We start from the raw sequence: 17087 nt of genomic DNA, 5'->3' as shown, positions 1-17087 counted from the left end.
TTTTGTATAGAATAGTTAATAAAAATTAATAATCATGAATTATGATTTTTAACAAAATTTGTTTCATTTTACAAATGTGTTATACTAAGCATAAAACAAATATTTATGGCTTATTTAGAGATATTTGCTCAGTACATCATTGATAAATTAGGGAAAGGTACAGAAGTTCAAATAATATTGCCTAATAATTTCTCATGCCTAGAATTAAAGAAGATTTTAACCGATAAATATAAAATTAAATTACCTATCATTATTCCTTTTAATTCTCTTATTTCAAAAAAAACCGATTCGGATTATGTATCTAAAATAGAAGAACTTCTTATTATATCAAAAATAATTACAGAATATAAAGACTTACCATTTAATAAAAATGAATCGTTAAAAGCTGCAGAAATTCTAAGAAAATTGTTTAATGACCTTATAATAAATAATATCGATATAAAATTAATTGAAGTCTATAACAATTCTAACTATTGGCAAAAGATTTATAAATTTCTAGAATATTGCTTTTTAAGATGGCAAGAAGAAATATCGTTTACTCAAAAACAAACTAAAGCAGTTTATAAATTAAAGCTATTACAAGAAGAAATAATAAGGATAAAGAATAGGAATAAGCAAATAATACTCGCCGGAATATTCAAGCCTAATGTTTTTTTAAAAAGATTTGAAGAAGAATTAAAGGATTACATAATTTACTATAACCCCGCCTCCAAGCAGATTAGCAATGGTATATCTTATTTAGAACCCGCAAATATTTATGAAGAAGCTAGACAAATAGCTTATATATGTAGCCGTAATAAAGATAAACGGATTGCAATCATTACAAATAATAATAAGCTTAAGAGAGTATATTGTAATTTTTTAGATAAATATGAAGATCTACTAGGTAATGACTTAAGGCTTACTAATATCAGCGAATTACTAACTTCCATTATTAAAATATTATGTAATAATTTTGATTTAAAACTTCTATTTTTATTACTTAAAAATCCTTTAATTAATTGTCCTATAGGACAGCTAAATTCACAAAGCTTCAGACAGGATGAATTTAAGAGTAAGTCTGCACAGCGTACAATAGTACGTGAGCACAGACTTAACTCAAAAAATTCGCCTGTATCAAGCTTTGTGAATGACTCTGTGCAAAAGTTAGAGTTAATGCTCTCTAATAAAAACCGTTTTATATCCTCGCCGAAATATTTATTGCAATTACAATTTGATAACGAGGATACAAAGGAGTATTGCCGTAACTTAATAGATATTTTATTTACCGATAACCCGCATAATATACCAGATATTCTAATAGCGGCTAAAGGAATAGCTGAAAAACTTTTACCTACTATTTGGGAGGAAGAAGGAGGAGTAGAACTACTTGAATTTTTAACAAATTTAACCGCATATCTCTCTACGTCATTCCCGCAAAAGCGGGAATCCGATAAATATATAAATTTAACGAATAAAAAGGATTTTCCTAAAATTTTCTCTTTTCTACTTTCTAATATCAAATATTACAAAAATACCGACTCTGCTAGTATAATTATCGGTTCACCGGAAGATTTAGCATTATGCGGATTCGACTTAATTATATTACCGCATTTTAATAATGAAAACTGGACACTTACTGCTAAAGCTCACCCATGGCTTAGCAAAAAAGCCTTGCAGATACTAAATATAGATTACAATGAAATCGCCCCTACTCTATATTCAGATTACTTCAATTTATTTCTACAAAATAAACAAATAGTTATACTGAATGCTAAAAAATATGATGGAAAGTTGTTAGTGCCGAGTAATTTATTTTTGAAGCTGCAACTTAAACATGTCATACCGTGGCTTGACCACGGTATCCATACGATTAATAGAAGTAACAATATTTTTCTGGATCCCGCGATCAAGTCGCGGGATGACAAAGTAGCAAGCAGCACCTTTTTTCCAGCCGTCTTATCAGTAACCGACATAGAAACATTAATAAGAAACCCATACGGTTTTTATGCTAAGAAAATTCTTGGACTACGTAAAAAAGATAATATATGGGAAGAGCCTAAAATATCGGATTTCGGTAATTTTATTCATAAAGTTTTAGAGGAATATTCTAAAAATCACGACAAACAATATATTAATTTAAATTTGCTTGATAAACAAAATGCTTTAATAAATATCGGTAATCATATTTTATATAGCACTATTTTACCAAACTACACAAAAAAAACTTGGCAAATAAAACTCACGGCTTTCAGTAAAGCTTTTATTTTATTTGATATAGAACGCCGAAAAAACTGCAAAGAAATCTATTTTGAAACTAAAGGGGAATTACAGCTAAATATTGCAGGTCAAGATATAAAAATAATTGGTATAGCTGACCGAATTGAAATAAGTAAATCAAATAATATAACTATACTGGATTATAAAACCGGTACTATCCCAACTAGAAAAGAAATAGAACTAGGACTCTCTCCACAACTTATTATAGAAAGTTTAATGTTACTAGAAAACGGATTTTATACAGCTAGATTCAGAAAGCTTGATACAAGCGAATTTTCTGACATTCGCCTTTGCTCACGTACTTTTGTACGCTCCGCAGGCTCAGTCGTCAATTCATCTTGTCTAAAGCTTTCTGAATCTAGCTGTATAAATAAAGAAATCACTATTGCTTATGTAAAAATAACCAGTACCGAACCTTATGTGCAAATAACGGAAATAGCTTTAAGCATCGAGACTTTAAATAGACATAAAGCAGGATTAGTAAAATTACTTGAACATTATATTACAAACAAGTTCTTTTCTTATAATTTGAATTTATCAAAGTATAATGATTATTTGCATTTGATGAGGTAGAGTTAACTGTAAAAATCGTCATTGCGAGGAAATTGCATAGCAATTGACGAAGCAATCTCAGGAGTTTGTTATTATTTCATGAGATTGCCATGCAGCCTATGGCTGCTCGCAATGACGAGGTGGTATCCATGCAATAAACCTAGTCAAGCCACGGGGTAGCATAACGTTTATAGCCCCATCACTAACTTAAATCCTTTATTTTTAATAATCTTACTATTCGTATTATAAATAATCGGATCGTTAATTTTTTCATGACCGAATCTATTTGTTTTAAATACCGGTACATCTAAACTATCTGCAAAATTACGAAGCATTAACATTGTGCTTTCAGAATTTTTATTAAATGAACCAAATATTATGGCCTTAACATCCTCAAATAACCCTGCTTGCTTTAAGTGTAAAAGCTCACGATCTAATCTAAAAGCAACTATATTCACATCTTCTAAAAAAAGAATTTTGCCTTTAGTTCTTATCTGCCAATTTGTACCGATACTAGCCTGCACCATAGTTAAGTTACCGCCTGTTAGTTTGCCGTTAACAAGATCACTTGACTTTGCTATATCGTTAAGAGGCACTAAATTATCTATAGTAACCTGCTTTACTTTACCTTTTAATATTTCAGCAAGCTTGGTAAAATTACCTTGATCTTTTTCCGACTTTAAGAGATCGGCTATATTACTGCCGTGAATAGTTTTCCAGCCCCATTCTTGTGATAGAAAAAGATGTAAAGCCGTTACATCGCTATACCCTATAAAGAATTTCTCTTTATTTGGTTTTGGTAGCTTTAGTAAATCGGGAATTATTCTAGCAGAGCCGTAACCGCCTCGTAAACTCCATACTACATTATCAGACTTATCAAATAATGCATCCCGCAGGCAATTAAACCTTACTTCATCGCTACTTGCAAGAAAGGATAACTTACCTTTAGCAAAACACTTAGAAGGAATTTGTAAATTTAGTCCATTAATATTTTTTAAATCCGACAAGGTTTTATTATCCGCTCCTGTTGCCGGAGCGACAACAGTAATAGGGATATTTTTTAGACTATAACCAGCAGAAAAAGTTGATATTGAAAAGAATAATATTATTAGTAAAGATATATTTTTAAGAATCATGGAATTATATATTCAGTGTTATACCGTGGCCCCGCCACGGTATCCAGTTAAGCATACTAGAATTGTTAGTATTTTTTATTGTTTTTATGGACCCCGTAGTCAAGCCATGAGGTGACACAGTGGGTTTTATCGATCCACACAACAATGGCTACTCGCAATGACGACTTGATATCCACGCAGGCAATGCCTTACGAGAACGACATAAGAAACGAGAACAACATTAAAAAACTAGTCTAAATAAGAAGCGACGCCAGTAAGTTCTACTTCTTTAGCTTTTATTTCTTCAATATTAAGGTCGCTATATTCTACAAACCAACTTAATAAGGTTGGTGCATTACTAAAAGAATTAATTACCTTAACAGTACTTGACTTATCGACACGACCTTCCTGTATATTATTATATACAAGCTGTAATGCTATTTCTTTTTGTAACAGTGTTCACTAGTATTAGGTTCAACTCTTTTTAAAGCCATATTCACAAACTCTTTATCAGGTAGGTTTTTTAGAATAGCCTTAACTTCAATTTCAGTACCATTATTAAGCTTTACTTTTTCTCCAAGTTTATTCGCCGAAGCCTCTGATATTTCATCATCTTCAGATTCATCAGTTGAATTTTCGCTTATTCTAAGGTTTTCTATTTTAGTCCATAGCTGCTCAGCTGAATCACAACCACTATCAGCTAGATATTTGTTACTTTCCTCTCTAGGTTGTACAAAAGTATTATCAATAAATTCTTTAACTATCCACTTATTGTTAAATTTGTTATAAACAGCTTTTATGAATAGTTCTAAATTATTAGAACCTAACTCTAAGAATTTTTGCTTAAGTTCTAGAGGGATATGACTTTTTGTATCTAACCATATTTGCATTCCTGATAATATTTCTGATACTACCTTATTAGTGTCTTGCGTCGGTACAGTAATATTATGCTTCTTAATATTAACATCAAGTGCATTTTTAGTACTAGCATCCAAGTTAGATACTAAGTTTTCTACTGGGCTGGGTTACTTTTAGCTTCTTTTAAAGTTCTTACTATTTTCTTAAATATTTGTACTATTTCTGAATGACTCCCGTAGTGCTTGTCTTCCAATCCCATTTAAAATATTCAAACCCGCCGGTAGCATGATTTGGAACTTCAACATGTGCAGATTTATGGTCATATCTAATGCCGATTACATCAAGATCTTTTTTATATTTCTTTACTTGAGTATCGATATCATTACGCTGTTTCTTAAAGTGTTGCTCTAATTTTTTCATAATCTCCTCCTTAATTCATATTTTTAATTAGTGTCCATATCATACTTATTACTATATGTCAAAATAAAACACTAATAGAAATTAACTTTTTGCTATATCACAAGCATGTAAATCACGCTTAAAGTATAAGCTACTATTCTTATTTAAGATTACCCGATAAATCTGAACATTTTCAAGTACTCTTTGAACGTAATCTCTTGTTTCTCGATAAGGTATAAGTTCTATCCAGTCAATAACTTCTCTTGTATCTTTTATATCCCTTGGATCACCAAACCTATCTATCCATTTTACTACATTATGACTTCCGGCATTGTAAGAAGCAATGGATAGAATATAAGAACCTTTATGATCATCTAATAATTTTTTGAAATGATGCGAACCAAGTTTAATATTATATACCGGATTTCTAGTTAAGTCTGCTACATTACATTTAACATTTATAGATCTTGCGGTATCACAAGCAGTAACTTTAATAAGTTGCATGAGACCCATAGCATTTGCATAACTTACTGCTTTATGATCAAAAACCGATTCTTGTCTAATTATTCCATAAGTTAAATGAGGTGGGATAGGCAAACCTGCTAGATTATAAGGCGTTGGAAAAGCACAATCCGGAATAAAAGCATTATTTTGGGCGGCAATTTTTGCTACCTCAACCATATGATTAGTATTATTATTTGCTTTAATAATATTCACAATTATTTGAATTTCTGCAGGACTTTTAGTGTTTTTAATCACTGCTTTGGAATATATCATGGCTAAGTAGTTTTTATTATATTTAACCAATAACCTTATTGCTTTAATAATCTCTTTATTTTCTATAGTTTTCCTTTCTTCAGAAGTTATTACGGGAATAGGAGGTAAAACTAACTTTGTCCTATTTAATTCAATATTTGCTACCTGCCCATAAAAGGTAAAAGAATATTTGGCTGCCTGCTCATAAAATTTTCTAGCCGTTTGCTTATCGCCTTTTGCTTCATAAGTACGACCGAGCCAATAAAATCCACGTGCCAAACTAATCGGAGTCTTAACAACTTTAATAAATTTATTAAAATGCACTAATGCTTGATCAGGCTTTTTTAAAAAACTTAAAGAAAGCCAGCCCGCAAGCCACTCCTGCTCCCTTATAGTTTCAGGACAAGTAGCAAAAGGAAGCGTTGCCATTCTATAGCTATTAGCAAAATCTTTGTAATCGATGAATTCACGAGCATAATAGGATTGAATACGACACCATTTAGCAAAATGTTTACGGTTATTTTTAGCTTTCTTAAACAAAGTAATAACTTCCTTTGTCGGCTTTTGTATTTTTTTAGAATCTAAATAACGATATAATAAACCGGAAGTATAGTATTTTTCAGGAACGCTTCTAAAAAGCTTTTCGGCATTCGGTGATTTACCTATAATAGCAATTTGTGCTTTAAAAGAATTACGATAGCCTTGATCTACATATTTTAACGATTGCTCAGCAGACCTAATATCATTTTTCCATAAATGCTCTTCTATTCGCTCTAAATGATCATTTGCAGTTAAATATTTATGCCACTTATTGTAATATGCATTTTCTTCTTCAGGAGTGAAATTGGCATATACCCAAGCTTCCTTAATAATAGGTAGTAATATTTTCTGATCTTTGATTAAACTACTTGCAGCAATTGCATAAAATTTATAACCTTTGCCGGTAAGAGGCGGATGTTTATTAAACCAATCAAAAATTATTTTTTTGTTCGTACTATTACTTAGATACTCTTCCGCTCTTTCTTCAAGCAGCTTATTTTGAGGCCAATCCGGATTATTGCGTAAAAACCTTATTACCTGCTCAAAACTATTATCTGAATATTTATTATCTAAATATTTCTGAGAAAGCACAATTTTTGTTAAAACTTTACTATTTACTTCTAGAGCTAAATCTTCAGCTTGTGACCAATTTTTTTGATCGATATAGGTAAAAACTTGCTTAACATTATCTACAGGATCAGAATTAGCATTTACTTTTAAAGCTAATAACAGAAATATAGCAATTAATAATTTTATTTTCATAAGTTTTATGATTTGTTGCAGTTGTCATCCCGTGGCTTGACCACGGGATCCAGTACCTTTATGTCATACCGCAACTTGATTGTGGTATCCAGTCTTTTTTTTCTGGATCCCGTGGTCAAGCCACGGGATGACAACTGTCAAACACCCGTAGAACCAAAGCCGCCGCTACTACGCATTGTTTCCTCAAGCGTACTACTTTCTTCCCATAATATACGTTCGTACTTTGCGATTATCATTTGAGCAATTCGCATGCCTTTTTCTATAATGAAATCTTCTTTACCGAGATTAATAAGAATGACCTTTATTTCACCTCGATAATCTGCATCAATAGTACCGGGTGAATTAGCAACCGTAATACCGTATTTAACGGCAAGACCCGAACGAGGTCTTATCTGTGCTTCAAACGAATCCGGTAGTGCTATAGCGATGCCTGTTGGAATCAGCTGTATTTCGCCTGCTTTTATTGTTATAGGTTGCTCGTTTGCGGCTATTAAATCCATCCCCGCACTATGCTCTGTAGCATATTCCGGCAAACTGCCGGAAAAATTTTCTAGTTTTTTAATTTTAACTTGTGTTATTGTCATATTATTTCATATCAAATTTATCGTTAATAATTTTATTTTCAACTGCATCAATTAAAGAATTAGCAAAATTATCTGCCAATATTTTACTTGACATACCGAGTTTCTTTTTAAGCCAAGGCTGCTTAGCACACAGATATTGAAACTTTATGTTATCGCCGAATTTTTCTTTCATTACGCTATACATATCACCTATGCCGTCAATTAAACCGTAATCAAGAGCCGTTTGTCCTGCCCAAAATTCACCGTTAAATAAAATCTCGTCTTGCTGTGTTAACTTCCCTACCCTTCTTGTTTTTACATATTCTACAAAATGCTCGTAAACCTGCTTTTGCAAATCTTTAATAATTTTAAGGTCATCTTTATTAATAGGTTTAAACGGATCCAAAATTGCTTTATTCTTTCCTTCCGTATAAACTCTTCTCTCTATTCCAAGTTTATTAATCGCTTCATGAAAACCGAATCCGCTTGACACTACTCCGATACTACCTATAACTGAGCTATAAGAAGCATATATCCGGTCTCCACTGCAAGCAAGCCAATATCCGCCTGAAGCCGCCATATCTTCAATAAAACTATAAATTTTTATTTTATTTTCTTTAGCAAGATCACGAATACGTTTCGCAATAAGTTCAGATTGTACCGGAGATCCGCCGGGAGAATTAATAATTAAACATAACGCTTTTAATTTCTTTATTTTAAAAGCCTTTTCTATTAGTTCATTTAATGATTCTAACGTAAGTCCCGATTGCATAGTACTTACTTTACCAATAACGCCGCTAAGGCGTAAAACGGCAATCACCTCTTTAGAATCACCAAAAACCGAAGCAACTAATTGATCTAATTTACTTATCTGCCGTTTGGTTATTATCTGATCAAATTCTGCATTCGCCATAGTTGATTTATTCACTTCATTCATTAATTTTACTCATTTTTAATTTGTGCTGTACTTTCCTTAATTATATCCTTTTTTATCGGCAGCAAAGGCTTAGCCGGTTTATTCAGAGATTGCTCGTTATAACTATTTTTAGGTTCAGAATAATTTCCGGGAATGGCAGATAAAATAGTATCTCTAACTTTTTCGTCATACCAATTTGTATTGCCGACAAAGCTAGTTACTATTTTGCCGTTTGGGTCTATTAATATACTAGTCGGTAAACTAACAACCCCTAAAGCTTTAAATAATTCATTTCTATAATCATGATAAATCGGCAAATATCTTATTTGATAGCTTTTAAAATATTCTTTAACAACTTTTATGTCTTGATAATCTTCTAAAATCGGAATTACTGAAAAAGGTAATTTCCTAAAATCTTTTTGCAACATATCAAGGTCAGGCATTTCTTTGACACAAGGAGCACTCCAAGTAGCCCAAAACACTAACAATATAGTCTTTCCTTCAAACTGATCAAGAGAATATTGATTTTTTTCTTCATCAAAAAAAATTATATTATCAGGAACGCTTGAACCTCTTAAAAATTCTAATTTATCCTGATGCTTAGCATAAATTTTAGGAATAAAGATTGTTATAGATAATAAAAATACTATAATATATATAAGATATTTATTATAATTTCTTAAGGTCATATAATAATTTATAGTAATGAAGACATTTTATTTTTTCGTATTAGCACTTACATTATGTAGTTGTGGTATAAAAAAGCCTTTAGAAGCACTGCAGAAAGAGGCAAAACGTCATTGCGAGCAGTCGTAGACTGCGTGGCAATCTCCATAGTACCCTACAATTTTTGTAACAATGTAGAGAAGTAGCGATCAAAAACAGTAATTGAGTCATATTCCAAAATTCTTTTTAATACTGACTTTGCTATGCTACTTGCTTGTTTCAGGCAGTTTCTTAAATGATCTAATCCGTATGTAAAAAATGATACTAAACGTTTTGGATTAGTTTTAGCGGTTCTAATTTTTATGGGTTGTATCTCATGTTGTATTAGTCCATTTTTTATTATTAAAGCTGATGCAATAGCACAAACTGTAACTAATTTTACGAATCTATCTGGGTTTGTTATATGGCTTTTTTCAATATCAAAACCACCGCTTTTGAGATGTTTAAACAACCGTTCAATTGACCAACGAAATTTATATAAAGCAAAAATGCTGACATCAATATCACCACTAGCCGCAACAACCATAAGCTCATTTTTATCATTTCTATAAGCCGATAATGTTACTGCATGATCCCATAACATACCCTTAACTTCAATGTATTCAAGGGCTTTTACATAATCAAAACTTTTACCAACTGGTTTAGTTTGTAAAGCATTTGTAATACGAATTAGCATATCTTTTCTAACTGGAATCGCAAATTTAATTTGTTTTGTAGTCAAAAAATTAAGCCATTCTTTGCCCATAAATTCACGATCAGCCAACAAATATTTAATTTTATGTACTCCAAAATTATTAATAAATCTCTCTAACATTGCCTCCATCAACCAGCTAGAGCAAGCTCCCGAATGCTCTAGGGGATACCAATAAATTGGTACAGAAATTTTACCAAATACTATGGCCAAAAATAATATATTAATATCACTTTTGCCAAATTTCCAGCATGTTCTATCCAGAACAATAATGTATTTATCATTAGCAAAAATATTTAAAATAAACTTAGCAACTTGATCATAATTAAATATTTGATCCCTAAAAAACCTATATATTCTCTGGGTTCTAGAACTATGTTTAGCTTTACCCAAAATTCCAAGTGCCATGTTTTTACCGCTAACAGAGCAATTCTCAATTAGACTCATAATCATTCCAGCAAGACATTCTAGTCTTGATCTTTTCCAAAAAAAGTTTAGTATCAGCGACTGAAGTAGTATATTGTGCATGGTCAAAAAATACACTCTTATACTACTTCAAATACCCATATGCAATACCACTCCTAAGCTTTTATTACAAAAATTGTAGGGTACTATGGGCAATCTCGTCAAATATCCTGACATTGCTTAGTCAAATTACTTCGTAATTTTCCTCGCAATGACGTACTGTATCAATACCTCTTAAGCGTCGTACCTTGCAAAACTAAGTCAAAACAATAAGACGGCATATTTTCCTGCGGTTCGATTAATATCGGATTTACTTCACCGCATTCATTATCACACATATTTTTATCAGATAAATCTAAGCGTGTTTCGAGAGTCGTAAGGCTAGGATGCTCTATTCTTATATTTGCACTTCTTAAATAACGAGAAGATTTATAAGGTAACATACTAATGAAGTAATATTCTCCTTTATTATTAGTAGTAGCAATACCAGAACCGGTAAAGCTTGAATCGCTTTTACTTGTAAATCTTCTTTTATCAACTCTAGTTTTTAAAGGTTCATAAGGATATTTACCTCCGCTTCCTGCTTGCCATAAATAAACTTTAGCATCTGCAACCGGCACACAATTTTGATCCAATATTTTTCCTTTAATTAATATCCTTTCACCGTAAAATTTTGATAATCTTCCTGTTTTACGTAATAAATTATTAGTAGTCTCAAAAACTTTCGGTTCATAATCATTAAATATATTTCTAGTAATTTTACAACGATTAAGCTTATTAGGGTAAGTTTTAGAAGCAGCAAATATGTTTAATGTCCATAAACATAAAAAACAAAATATAAATTTTTTCACTTTTCACCACTATATTTATAAAATTCTGCATCTAAATTTAAATCAATTATTTTTATTAATCAAATTATTTTTATTCTCATTTGATTATTAAGTAATTGATTGTTATAGTAAACTTTGTTGTACTAAAACATATACTCCTGATAAATGACAGAGTAGATAGACGAAGTTTAATTTGGGAAAGAGCAAGGAGTATATAAGGCAAGGAGAGAAACGTAGATAAACTACGTGAGCACCGCAGACTTAGTAATACGACGTAGCCAATTTTTCAAATTAAACGAGTATATATGCAAAAATTTTTATCTTTAATAATTGTAATTCTAATACTTTACAATATAGTAAAGTTAAAAATATCTCCCGACAACAATAATCCTACAACTGTAGAGCAAACGGCTTCAAATAATTCATCTACCGATGAAAACCAAACTAGTATAAATAATGAACCCCCTATTTCATTAAACGGTAATTTATTTGAACGTACGGTTTCAAAAATAGTAATAAATGCTCTTAAAACCGAAGAAGGGAAAGCATTCTTTGAAAATATTTTACAACCGTTAAATGGACCTATCAATCCTAATGATTACACTATTGAAGTACGTAAGGATTTAATAAAAACACTGTTCAAAATTAATACGCTCGGTAGCGGTAATATCGGTCCCGCTTCTTGCGGACATGTAGTTACCGTATTTTATCAAATATCAGATATGAACAATACTTTAATATCTGAAGATACTAAGACTTTTACTTTAGGCTCTGCTCCTATAATGCTTGGCTTAGATAATGTAATAATCGGTATGATGGTAGGAGAAGCACGAGAAGCTATTATTCCGGCAAAATACGCCGTTAATAATAGTAATAACATTATCTTCGATGATGCTTATAATTATAAAGTTAATGTAATTTTAAAATCCACATTACCGCAAAATTTTGTTAAAAATAATGAAGTAAAAATTTATGATGATGAGATAGCTTATCGTGTTCCTTTATTATGTGGTGAAAAAGTAAGCTTTAATGCTAAAATTACTCGATTATCAAACGGTAAAATATTATATGATTCTAAAGAAAAAGGACAACGAATAGATATGAAAATCGGCGATATTACATATCCTTTAATTTTTTCTTATGCCTTGCAAGGTAAAGTAACGGTTGGAACACGCAGTGTTATTGCTGAAGGCAACACATTTAAAGCCTTAGGTTCTAATATAAATAAAATTATTTCTCATGAATCATTACCGATAAATGAATATCTTTTACTTGAAATTAACGATTTTAAATAAATATGAAACAAAATAAAATATCGGATATTAGCCCTATTTTCAAACTCGCTTATAGAGAGGAATTTAAAGGGAACACGGAACGCAGCACCGCAGCGTACAAAGAAGTACGTGAGGATGCGAGTACTGGATTGACGCATAAATTACCTCTAGAAGTAGAGTTTCAAAATAGGGCTAACAAAAAACAAAAAAATTATATTTTATTATCTATCCTTGTCATAATGATAATAATTGTATATCTTATAGCATTAATAAAAATTGCAGGATAAATTTTGTAATTATTAAAAATTTAAAACTCAAATTAAACGAGTATATAAGAATCTTACTTTAAACTTTAATTAAGCTAGGAGTTTAGTATGGAAATTATTAAAAAAACCAAAAATATTATTATAATAGTAGGTTTAATATTTCTAGCAACAATCATTTATATCTCTACAAATAAGAGTCCCGATAATAAAACAAATGATAATATATTAGAAGTAAAGATAGCTATAAAAGATCATAAATTTGTTCCGAATATAGTTGAAGTACCAAAATCTACTAAGATAAGGTTAATTGTTCATAATGAAGATGGTACGGTAGAAGAATTTGAAAGTCATGATTTACATCGTGAAAAAATAGTTATGCCAAATGAGTCAATAAATATTATACTTGCACCCCTCAAGTCCGGAAAATATGAATTTTTTGGAGATTTTCATCAAGATACGGCTCAGGGTTTTATAATTGTTAATGATTAGATAAAAAATATGTTTAAAATTGCTTTAGTAATGTTTCGTGAATGTTTAGAAATATCTTTATTACTTGGTGTAATACTCGCCGTAACAAAACAAATAGAAAAATCTCGTCTTTATATTATTGCCGGAGTAATGCTTGGAGTAGTATTTGCTTCAATTTTTGCATTTTTTACACGTAAATTATCTTTATCTTTTGGCGGAATAGGCGACGAGTTATTCAATTCCGGAATTATGATACTAATAACAATTCTGATTAGCTGGACAATAATATGGATGCAAGGTTACGGTATAAAAGTAAAGCAACATATAAACGACTTATCGGTAAAAATTCATGAAGGTAATGCCAGTTATTTCATGTTGGTTTTTTTAGTTGCCACTACCATATTACGAGAAGGTGCAGAAATTATTATTTTAGTATATAGCATATCTTCAGTTGAAACAATACCAAGCAGTATTTACTTGCAAGGAGTGATAATAGGTGCTACAAGTGGCTTCTTACTTGGTTTAGTAATATATTTCGGTTTAATTAAGATTGCTAATCAAAAATATATTTTTAAAATCTCTACCGTATTATTAATGCTAATAGCAGGCGGATTTGCAGCAAGTGCTGCAGGTATTTTAACCTCTTCCGGTCTAGTTATGTTTTTATCCGATCAACTTTGGGATAGTTCATGGTTAGTAGCAGATAGAAGTATGATAGGTAAAATCTTACATATTGTTACCGGTTATATTGCAAGACCTAACGGGCTACAAGTACTTGCCTATTTTACTATTATATTACTGATAAATATTTTCATACAAATAAAATTAAGATATTCAAAAAATACCTTAATATCAGTACAAAAAATGAATCAAATTAATTTTATCAAAAAGAACAATTAAATTAAATATGTTAAAACTTTTATCAGAAATTGGTCCGGTAATAGCATTTTTTGCGGGCTTTTTTTATGGAGGCGGTATACAAAACGCTACTCTTTATATGCTTATTACCTCTGTTATTTGTATTACCCTTTGTTATGTTATAGATAAGAAAGTATCCAAGCTTTCTATTATTTCTACGGCTGTTTTATTAGTTTCGGGAAGTATTACTTTAATTAGCGGCGATTCAATGTATATAAAAATCAAACCTACTATATTATATGTTATTTTTGGAATAATATTTCTCATGAGCGGTATAAGAAAAAATCCCTTTATCAAATATGCTTTAGAGAGTATAGTACGTCTTAAAGAAGAAAGCTGGATAACTTTAAGCTATAGAACAGCGACTTTTTTCTTTTTTATGGCTGTAGTTAATGAAATAGTTTGGCGTAATTTCTCAGATGAAACATGGGTAAAATTCAAAGTATTTGGCGTAATACCTATTACTTTTGTTTTTATTTTACTGCAATTACCTCTTTTATTAAAGAATAAATTACCGGATAGTGAGATATGATATATAATACCTTACCATTTTTACTCTATGTCATCCCCTATAGTACCGGGCCTTGTTGCATGGATCGAAAAACCTACTCGATGTCATTCCCGCGTGGCACTGTTGCGTGGATCTAAAAACGCGTTCGGTGTCATACCGTGGCTTGGGACCACAGTATTCAGAAAAACAATTTAAAATACTAAAATTTTAGTATTTTAAGCTGGATCCTGCGATCAAGTCGCGGGATGATAGAAAAACTGATCCACGCAAAAGTGCCACGCGGGAATGACATCGAGTAGGTTTTTCGATCCATGCAACAAGGCCCGGTACTATAGGGGATAACATAAACAAACAGTTAATTCTTGAACAAATACAATCTTTTTAAAAATCGTATGGTACTATTGTTATGATATTACGAGTTCTAATTTTTATAGCTCTTTCTTTTAGTCTATCTGCTTGTTTACCTGCCATTTTTACCGCAGCAATCACTACCGGCATTGTTGCTTCAAAAGATCAACCAATGTCTGAAACATTAAATGATTCAAGGACTTCTGCCGGTATTAAAGCTAATTTAGTAAAAAATAATTTTAGAGATTTAGGTACTAAAATAAAGGTCGAAGTATCACAAGGAAGAGTATTATTAACAGGAAATATTCAAAAAGAATCTGATGCGTTAAAAGCCGTAGAAATTGCTTGGAATCAAAAAGGCGTAAAAGAAGTTGTTAATGAGTTAAAAGTAAATAAAAACAGTAATCATTTTGACTTAGCCCAATATACTAAAGATAGTATGATAACCACGCAAATTAAAGCTAAAAACTTAGTCAGAAAAGACATTAAATTTGCTAATTATACTATTCTAACTATAGATAATATTGTTTATTTATTTGGAGTTGCAAGATCAGAAGAAGAGCTAGAAAAGCTTGCTTCTATTGCATCAAAAATAAAAGGTGTTGAAAAAGTTGTGTGTTACGCTAAAATAATGAATAACTTTAACACAAATAATGATAATAGTGAAGAATCATAAATTCAAATTAGACCTCTTGCAGAACGAAGCTAATAAAGAGGAATTTGAAGGAAACCCAGTAAAATCCACTGTGTCATCCCGTGGTCAAGCCACGGGATGACAGAGGTGAAATTGATCCACGCAACAATGCCACGTGAGGATGCAAGTACCGGATTGACATACAAATTACCTTTAAGAGCAAGTTATGCAAGGGGTCTAATACTTTTGTTAATTTTTTGTTTTGGTCTAAGCGGTTGTAATACCTCAAAAAGATTACCTTATTCCCGTAAATATTCATACAAAGAATTATCAAAAGATGATCCTCATAATCTAACTTATAAAGGACATTATAAAGTTGGAAAAAATTATAAAATAAAAGGAAAGACTTACAAACCTCACAACCCTAAATCTTTTACCGAAACAGGTTATGCCTCATGGTACGGTGGACGTAAAGACGGTTTTCATGGTAAAAAAACAGCTAACGGTGATAGATTTAATAGAAATTTATTAACTGCCGCACACAAAACTCTCCCGCTTCCTTGCTTAGTTAAAGTTACCAACAAAGCCAATAATAAATCAGTAATTTTAATGGTTAATGATAGAGGTCCTTTTAAGAAAAATCGTATAATAGATGTTTCTCAAAAGGCGGCTGAAATTTTAGCATTTAAAAATCAAGGTATAACTAAAGTAAAAATAGAATATTTACCTAATGAAACTGAGAAATTTCTAAAAAATATTAATCTAAAAAAACCACAAAGTAAAACTTTAGCTAAAAAATCTTCATCTACTAAAATTACAAAAAACAATAAATGTAGCGTTAATTGTCATATAAAACTTGTAAATCTGAAATATAAGCTAGCCGTAAATCCTTAAAAACGCGAGTTTCGTATTAATAGAGGAACTGAATAGCTGATAGTAACTGGGTTACGAGGATATTAGTAATATTGTTTTTGTTATAAAATGTACTTAAAACTGCATAAATTTTTAGTAAATTGTCTTTTTTGACTATAACTATTAAATTGTAAAACTTGTCACACCTCTTACAAACCTTGAAAGGATAAGCATTATAGCATATTCATTAACCATAATTTAGGCATCTTAATACGAAACTCGCGTTTAAAAGATGAGTGAATATTAAATCGTCATTGTGAGTAGTCGTAGGCGTTGTTGCATGGCTCGGAAAGCACGTTTGGGTCATACCGTGGACAAGCCACG

At 31.2% G+C, this 17087-nt stretch carries 15 protein-coding genes and 1 pseudogene; 8 read left to right on the top strand and 8 right to left on the bottom strand.

Annotated elements, in window-relative coordinates; translation table 11 throughout:
* Window positions 1-105 precede the first annotated feature (105 nt).
* On the top strand, window positions 106-2832 hold the full coding sequence (locus REIS_RS17740) for a PD-(D/E)XK nuclease family protein (RefSeq protein ID WP_008579782.1): 2727 nt from the start codon (window positions 106-108) through the stop codon (window positions 2830-2832).
* A gap of 167 nt (window positions 2833-2999) precedes the next feature.
* Here REIS_RS17740 and REIS_RS03005 read toward each other — a convergent pair whose 3' ends face one another.
* From REIS_RS03005 to REIS_RS02970, 8 genes and pseudogenes are all read right to left on the bottom strand, one after another.
* The gene (locus tag REIS_RS03005; protein ID WP_008579781.1) at window positions 3000-3947 is read right to left on the bottom strand and encodes an LD-carboxypeptidase; all 948 of its coding nucleotides are present in this window, start codon (window positions 3945-3947) and stop codon (window positions 3000-3002) included.
* Window positions 3948-4175: 228 nt separating this feature from the next.
* Window positions 4176-5204 (bottom strand): annotated as a pseudogene (locus REIS_RS03000) (hypothetical protein).
* An 81-nt stretch (window positions 5205-5285) separates the two neighbouring features.
* A complete protein-coding gene (locus REIS_RS02995) occupies window positions 5286-7241 on the bottom strand; it encodes a lytic transglycosylase domain-containing protein (protein WP_008579780.1) in 1956 nt (651 codons plus the stop codon).
* 137 nt (window positions 7242-7378) lie between these two features.
* Window positions 7379-7825 (bottom strand): dUTP diphosphatase, encoded by a 447-nt coding sequence (dut, locus tag REIS_RS02990; protein WP_008579779.1) that lies wholly within the window; start codon window positions 7823-7825, stop codon window positions 7379-7381.
* A 1-nt stretch (window position 7826) separates the two neighbouring features.
* Window positions 7827-8741, bottom strand: coding sequence for a S49 family peptidase (locus REIS_RS02985; protein WP_008579778.1), 915 nt, complete (start codon window positions 8739-8741; stop codon window positions 7827-7829).
* 5 nt (window positions 8742-8746) lie between these two features.
* Complete coding sequence (locus REIS_RS02980) at window positions 8747-9409, bottom strand: TlpA disulfide reductase family protein (RefSeq protein WP_008579777.1); 663 nt, start codon at window positions 9407-9409, stop codon at window positions 8747-8749.
* 152 nt (window positions 9410-9561) lie between these two features.
* Window positions 9562-10545, bottom strand: a complete 984-nt coding sequence (locus REIS_RS02975) for an IS4 family transposase (RefSeq protein ID WP_206740594.1) — start codon at window positions 10543-10545, stop codon at window positions 9562-9564.
* 281 nt (window positions 10546-10826) lie between these two features.
* Entirely contained in the window at window positions 10827-11453 is a 627-nt protein-coding gene (locus tag REIS_RS02970; protein ID WP_008579775.1) for a dioxygenase, read from the bottom strand.
* Between the two features lie 284 nt (window positions 11454-11737).
* Here REIS_RS02970 and REIS_RS02965 point away from each other — a divergent pair, with 284 nt between their 5' ends.
* The 7 genes from REIS_RS02965 to REIS_RS02935 all read left to right on the top strand — a co-directional run bounded on the left by REIS_RS02965 (window position 11738) and on the right by REIS_RS02935 (window position 16745).
* The gene (locus tag REIS_RS02965) at window positions 11738-12727 is read left to right on the top strand and encodes an FKBP-type peptidyl-prolyl cis-trans isomerase (RefSeq protein ID WP_008579774.1); all 990 of its coding nucleotides are present in this window, start codon (window positions 11738-11740) and stop codon (window positions 12725-12727) included.
* A gap of 2 nt (window positions 12728-12729) precedes the next feature.
* Entirely contained in the window at window positions 12730-12993 is a 264-nt protein-coding gene (locus REIS_RS02960) for a palindromic element RPE1 domain-containing protein (RefSeq protein ID WP_008579773.1), read from the top strand.
* Window positions 12994-13080: 87 nt separating this feature from the next.
* Complete coding sequence (locus REIS_RS02955) at window positions 13081-13461, top strand: cupredoxin domain-containing protein (RefSeq protein WP_008579772.1); 381 nt, start codon at window positions 13081-13083, stop codon at window positions 13459-13461.
* Window positions 13462-13470: 9 nt separating this feature from the next.
* Window positions 13471-14340 carry an FTR1 family protein gene (locus REIS_RS02950; protein WP_008579771.1) on the top strand — a complete coding sequence of 290 codons (870 nt, stop codon included), beginning with the start codon at window positions 13471-13473 and terminating at the stop codon, window positions 14338-14340.
* A gap of 7 nt (window positions 14341-14347) precedes the next feature.
* Complete coding sequence (locus REIS_RS02945; protein ID WP_008579770.1) at window positions 14348-14890, top strand: septation protein A; 543 nt, start codon at window positions 14348-14350, stop codon at window positions 14888-14890.
* A 448-nt stretch (window positions 14891-15338) separates the two neighbouring features.
* Window positions 15339-15893, top strand: a complete 555-nt coding sequence (locus tag REIS_RS02940; protein WP_241760943.1) for a BON domain-containing protein — start codon at window positions 15339-15341, stop codon at window positions 15891-15893.
* Between the two features lie 96 nt (window positions 15894-15989).
* Window positions 15990-16745 carry a septal ring lytic transglycosylase RlpA family protein gene (locus tag REIS_RS02935; RefSeq protein ID WP_371256131.1) on the top strand — a complete coding sequence of 252 codons (756 nt, stop codon included), beginning with the start codon at window positions 15990-15992 and terminating at the stop codon, window positions 16743-16745.
* The last annotated feature ends 342 nt before the right edge of the window (window positions 16746-17087 follow it).

Origin of the sequence: Rickettsia endosymbiont of Ixodes scapularis, from assembly GCF_000160735.1 — a bacterium.
GTDB classification, from domain to species: Bacteria; Pseudomonadota; Alphaproteobacteria; order Rickettsiales; family Rickettsiaceae; genus Rickettsia; species Rickettsia tamurae.
This window is presented reverse-complemented; position numbering and strand designations above follow the sequence as displayed.

Bases quoted from the DNA above. Each gene is read 5' to 3' on its own strand.
- REIS_RS02945 (WP_008579770.1), top strand. From the start codon at position 14,348: ATGTTAAAACTTTTATCAGAAATTGGTCCGGTAATAGCATTTTTTGCG.
- dut (WP_008579779.1), bottom strand. From the start codon at position 7,825: ATGACAATAACACAAGTTAAAATTAAAAAACTAGAAAATTTTTCCGGC.
- REIS_RS02975 (WP_206740594.1), bottom strand. From the start codon at position 10,545: ATGGCACTTGGAATTTTGGGTAAAGCTAAACATAGTTCTAGAACCCAG.
- REIS_RS02995 (WP_008579780.1), bottom strand. From the start codon at position 7,241: ATGAAAATAAAATTATTAATTGCTATATTTCTGTTATTAGCTTTAAAA.
- REIS_RS02965 (WP_008579774.1), top strand. From the start codon at position 11,738: ATGCAAAAATTTTTATCTTTAATAATTGTAATTCTAATACTTTACAAT.
- REIS_RS02950 (WP_008579771.1), top strand. From the start codon at position 13,471: ATGTTTAAAATTGCTTTAGTAATGTTTCGTGAATGTTTAGAAATATCT.
- REIS_RS03005 (WP_008579781.1), bottom strand. From the start codon at position 3,947: ATGATTCTTAAAAATATATCTTTACTAATAATATTATTCTTTTCAATA.
- REIS_RS17740 (WP_008579782.1), top strand. From the start codon at position 106: ATGGCTTATTTAGAGATATTTGCTCAGTACATCATTGATAAATTAGGG.
- REIS_RS02960 (WP_008579773.1), top strand. From the start codon at position 12,730: ATGAAACAAAATAAAATATCGGATATTAGCCCTATTTTCAAACTCGCT.
- REIS_RS02985 (WP_008579778.1), bottom strand. From the start codon at position 8,741: ATGAATGAAGTGAATAAATCAACTATGGCGAATGCAGAATTTGATCAG.
- REIS_RS02955 (WP_008579772.1), top strand. From the start codon at position 13,081: ATGGAAATTATTAAAAAAACCAAAAATATTATTATAATAGTAGGTTTA.
- REIS_RS02935 (WP_371256131.1), top strand. From the start codon at position 15,990: ATGACAGAGGTGAAATTGATCCACGCAACAATGCCACGTGAGGATGCA.
- REIS_RS02980 (WP_008579777.1), bottom strand. From the start codon at position 9,409: ATGACCTTAAGAAATTATAATAAATATCTTATATATATTATAGTATTT.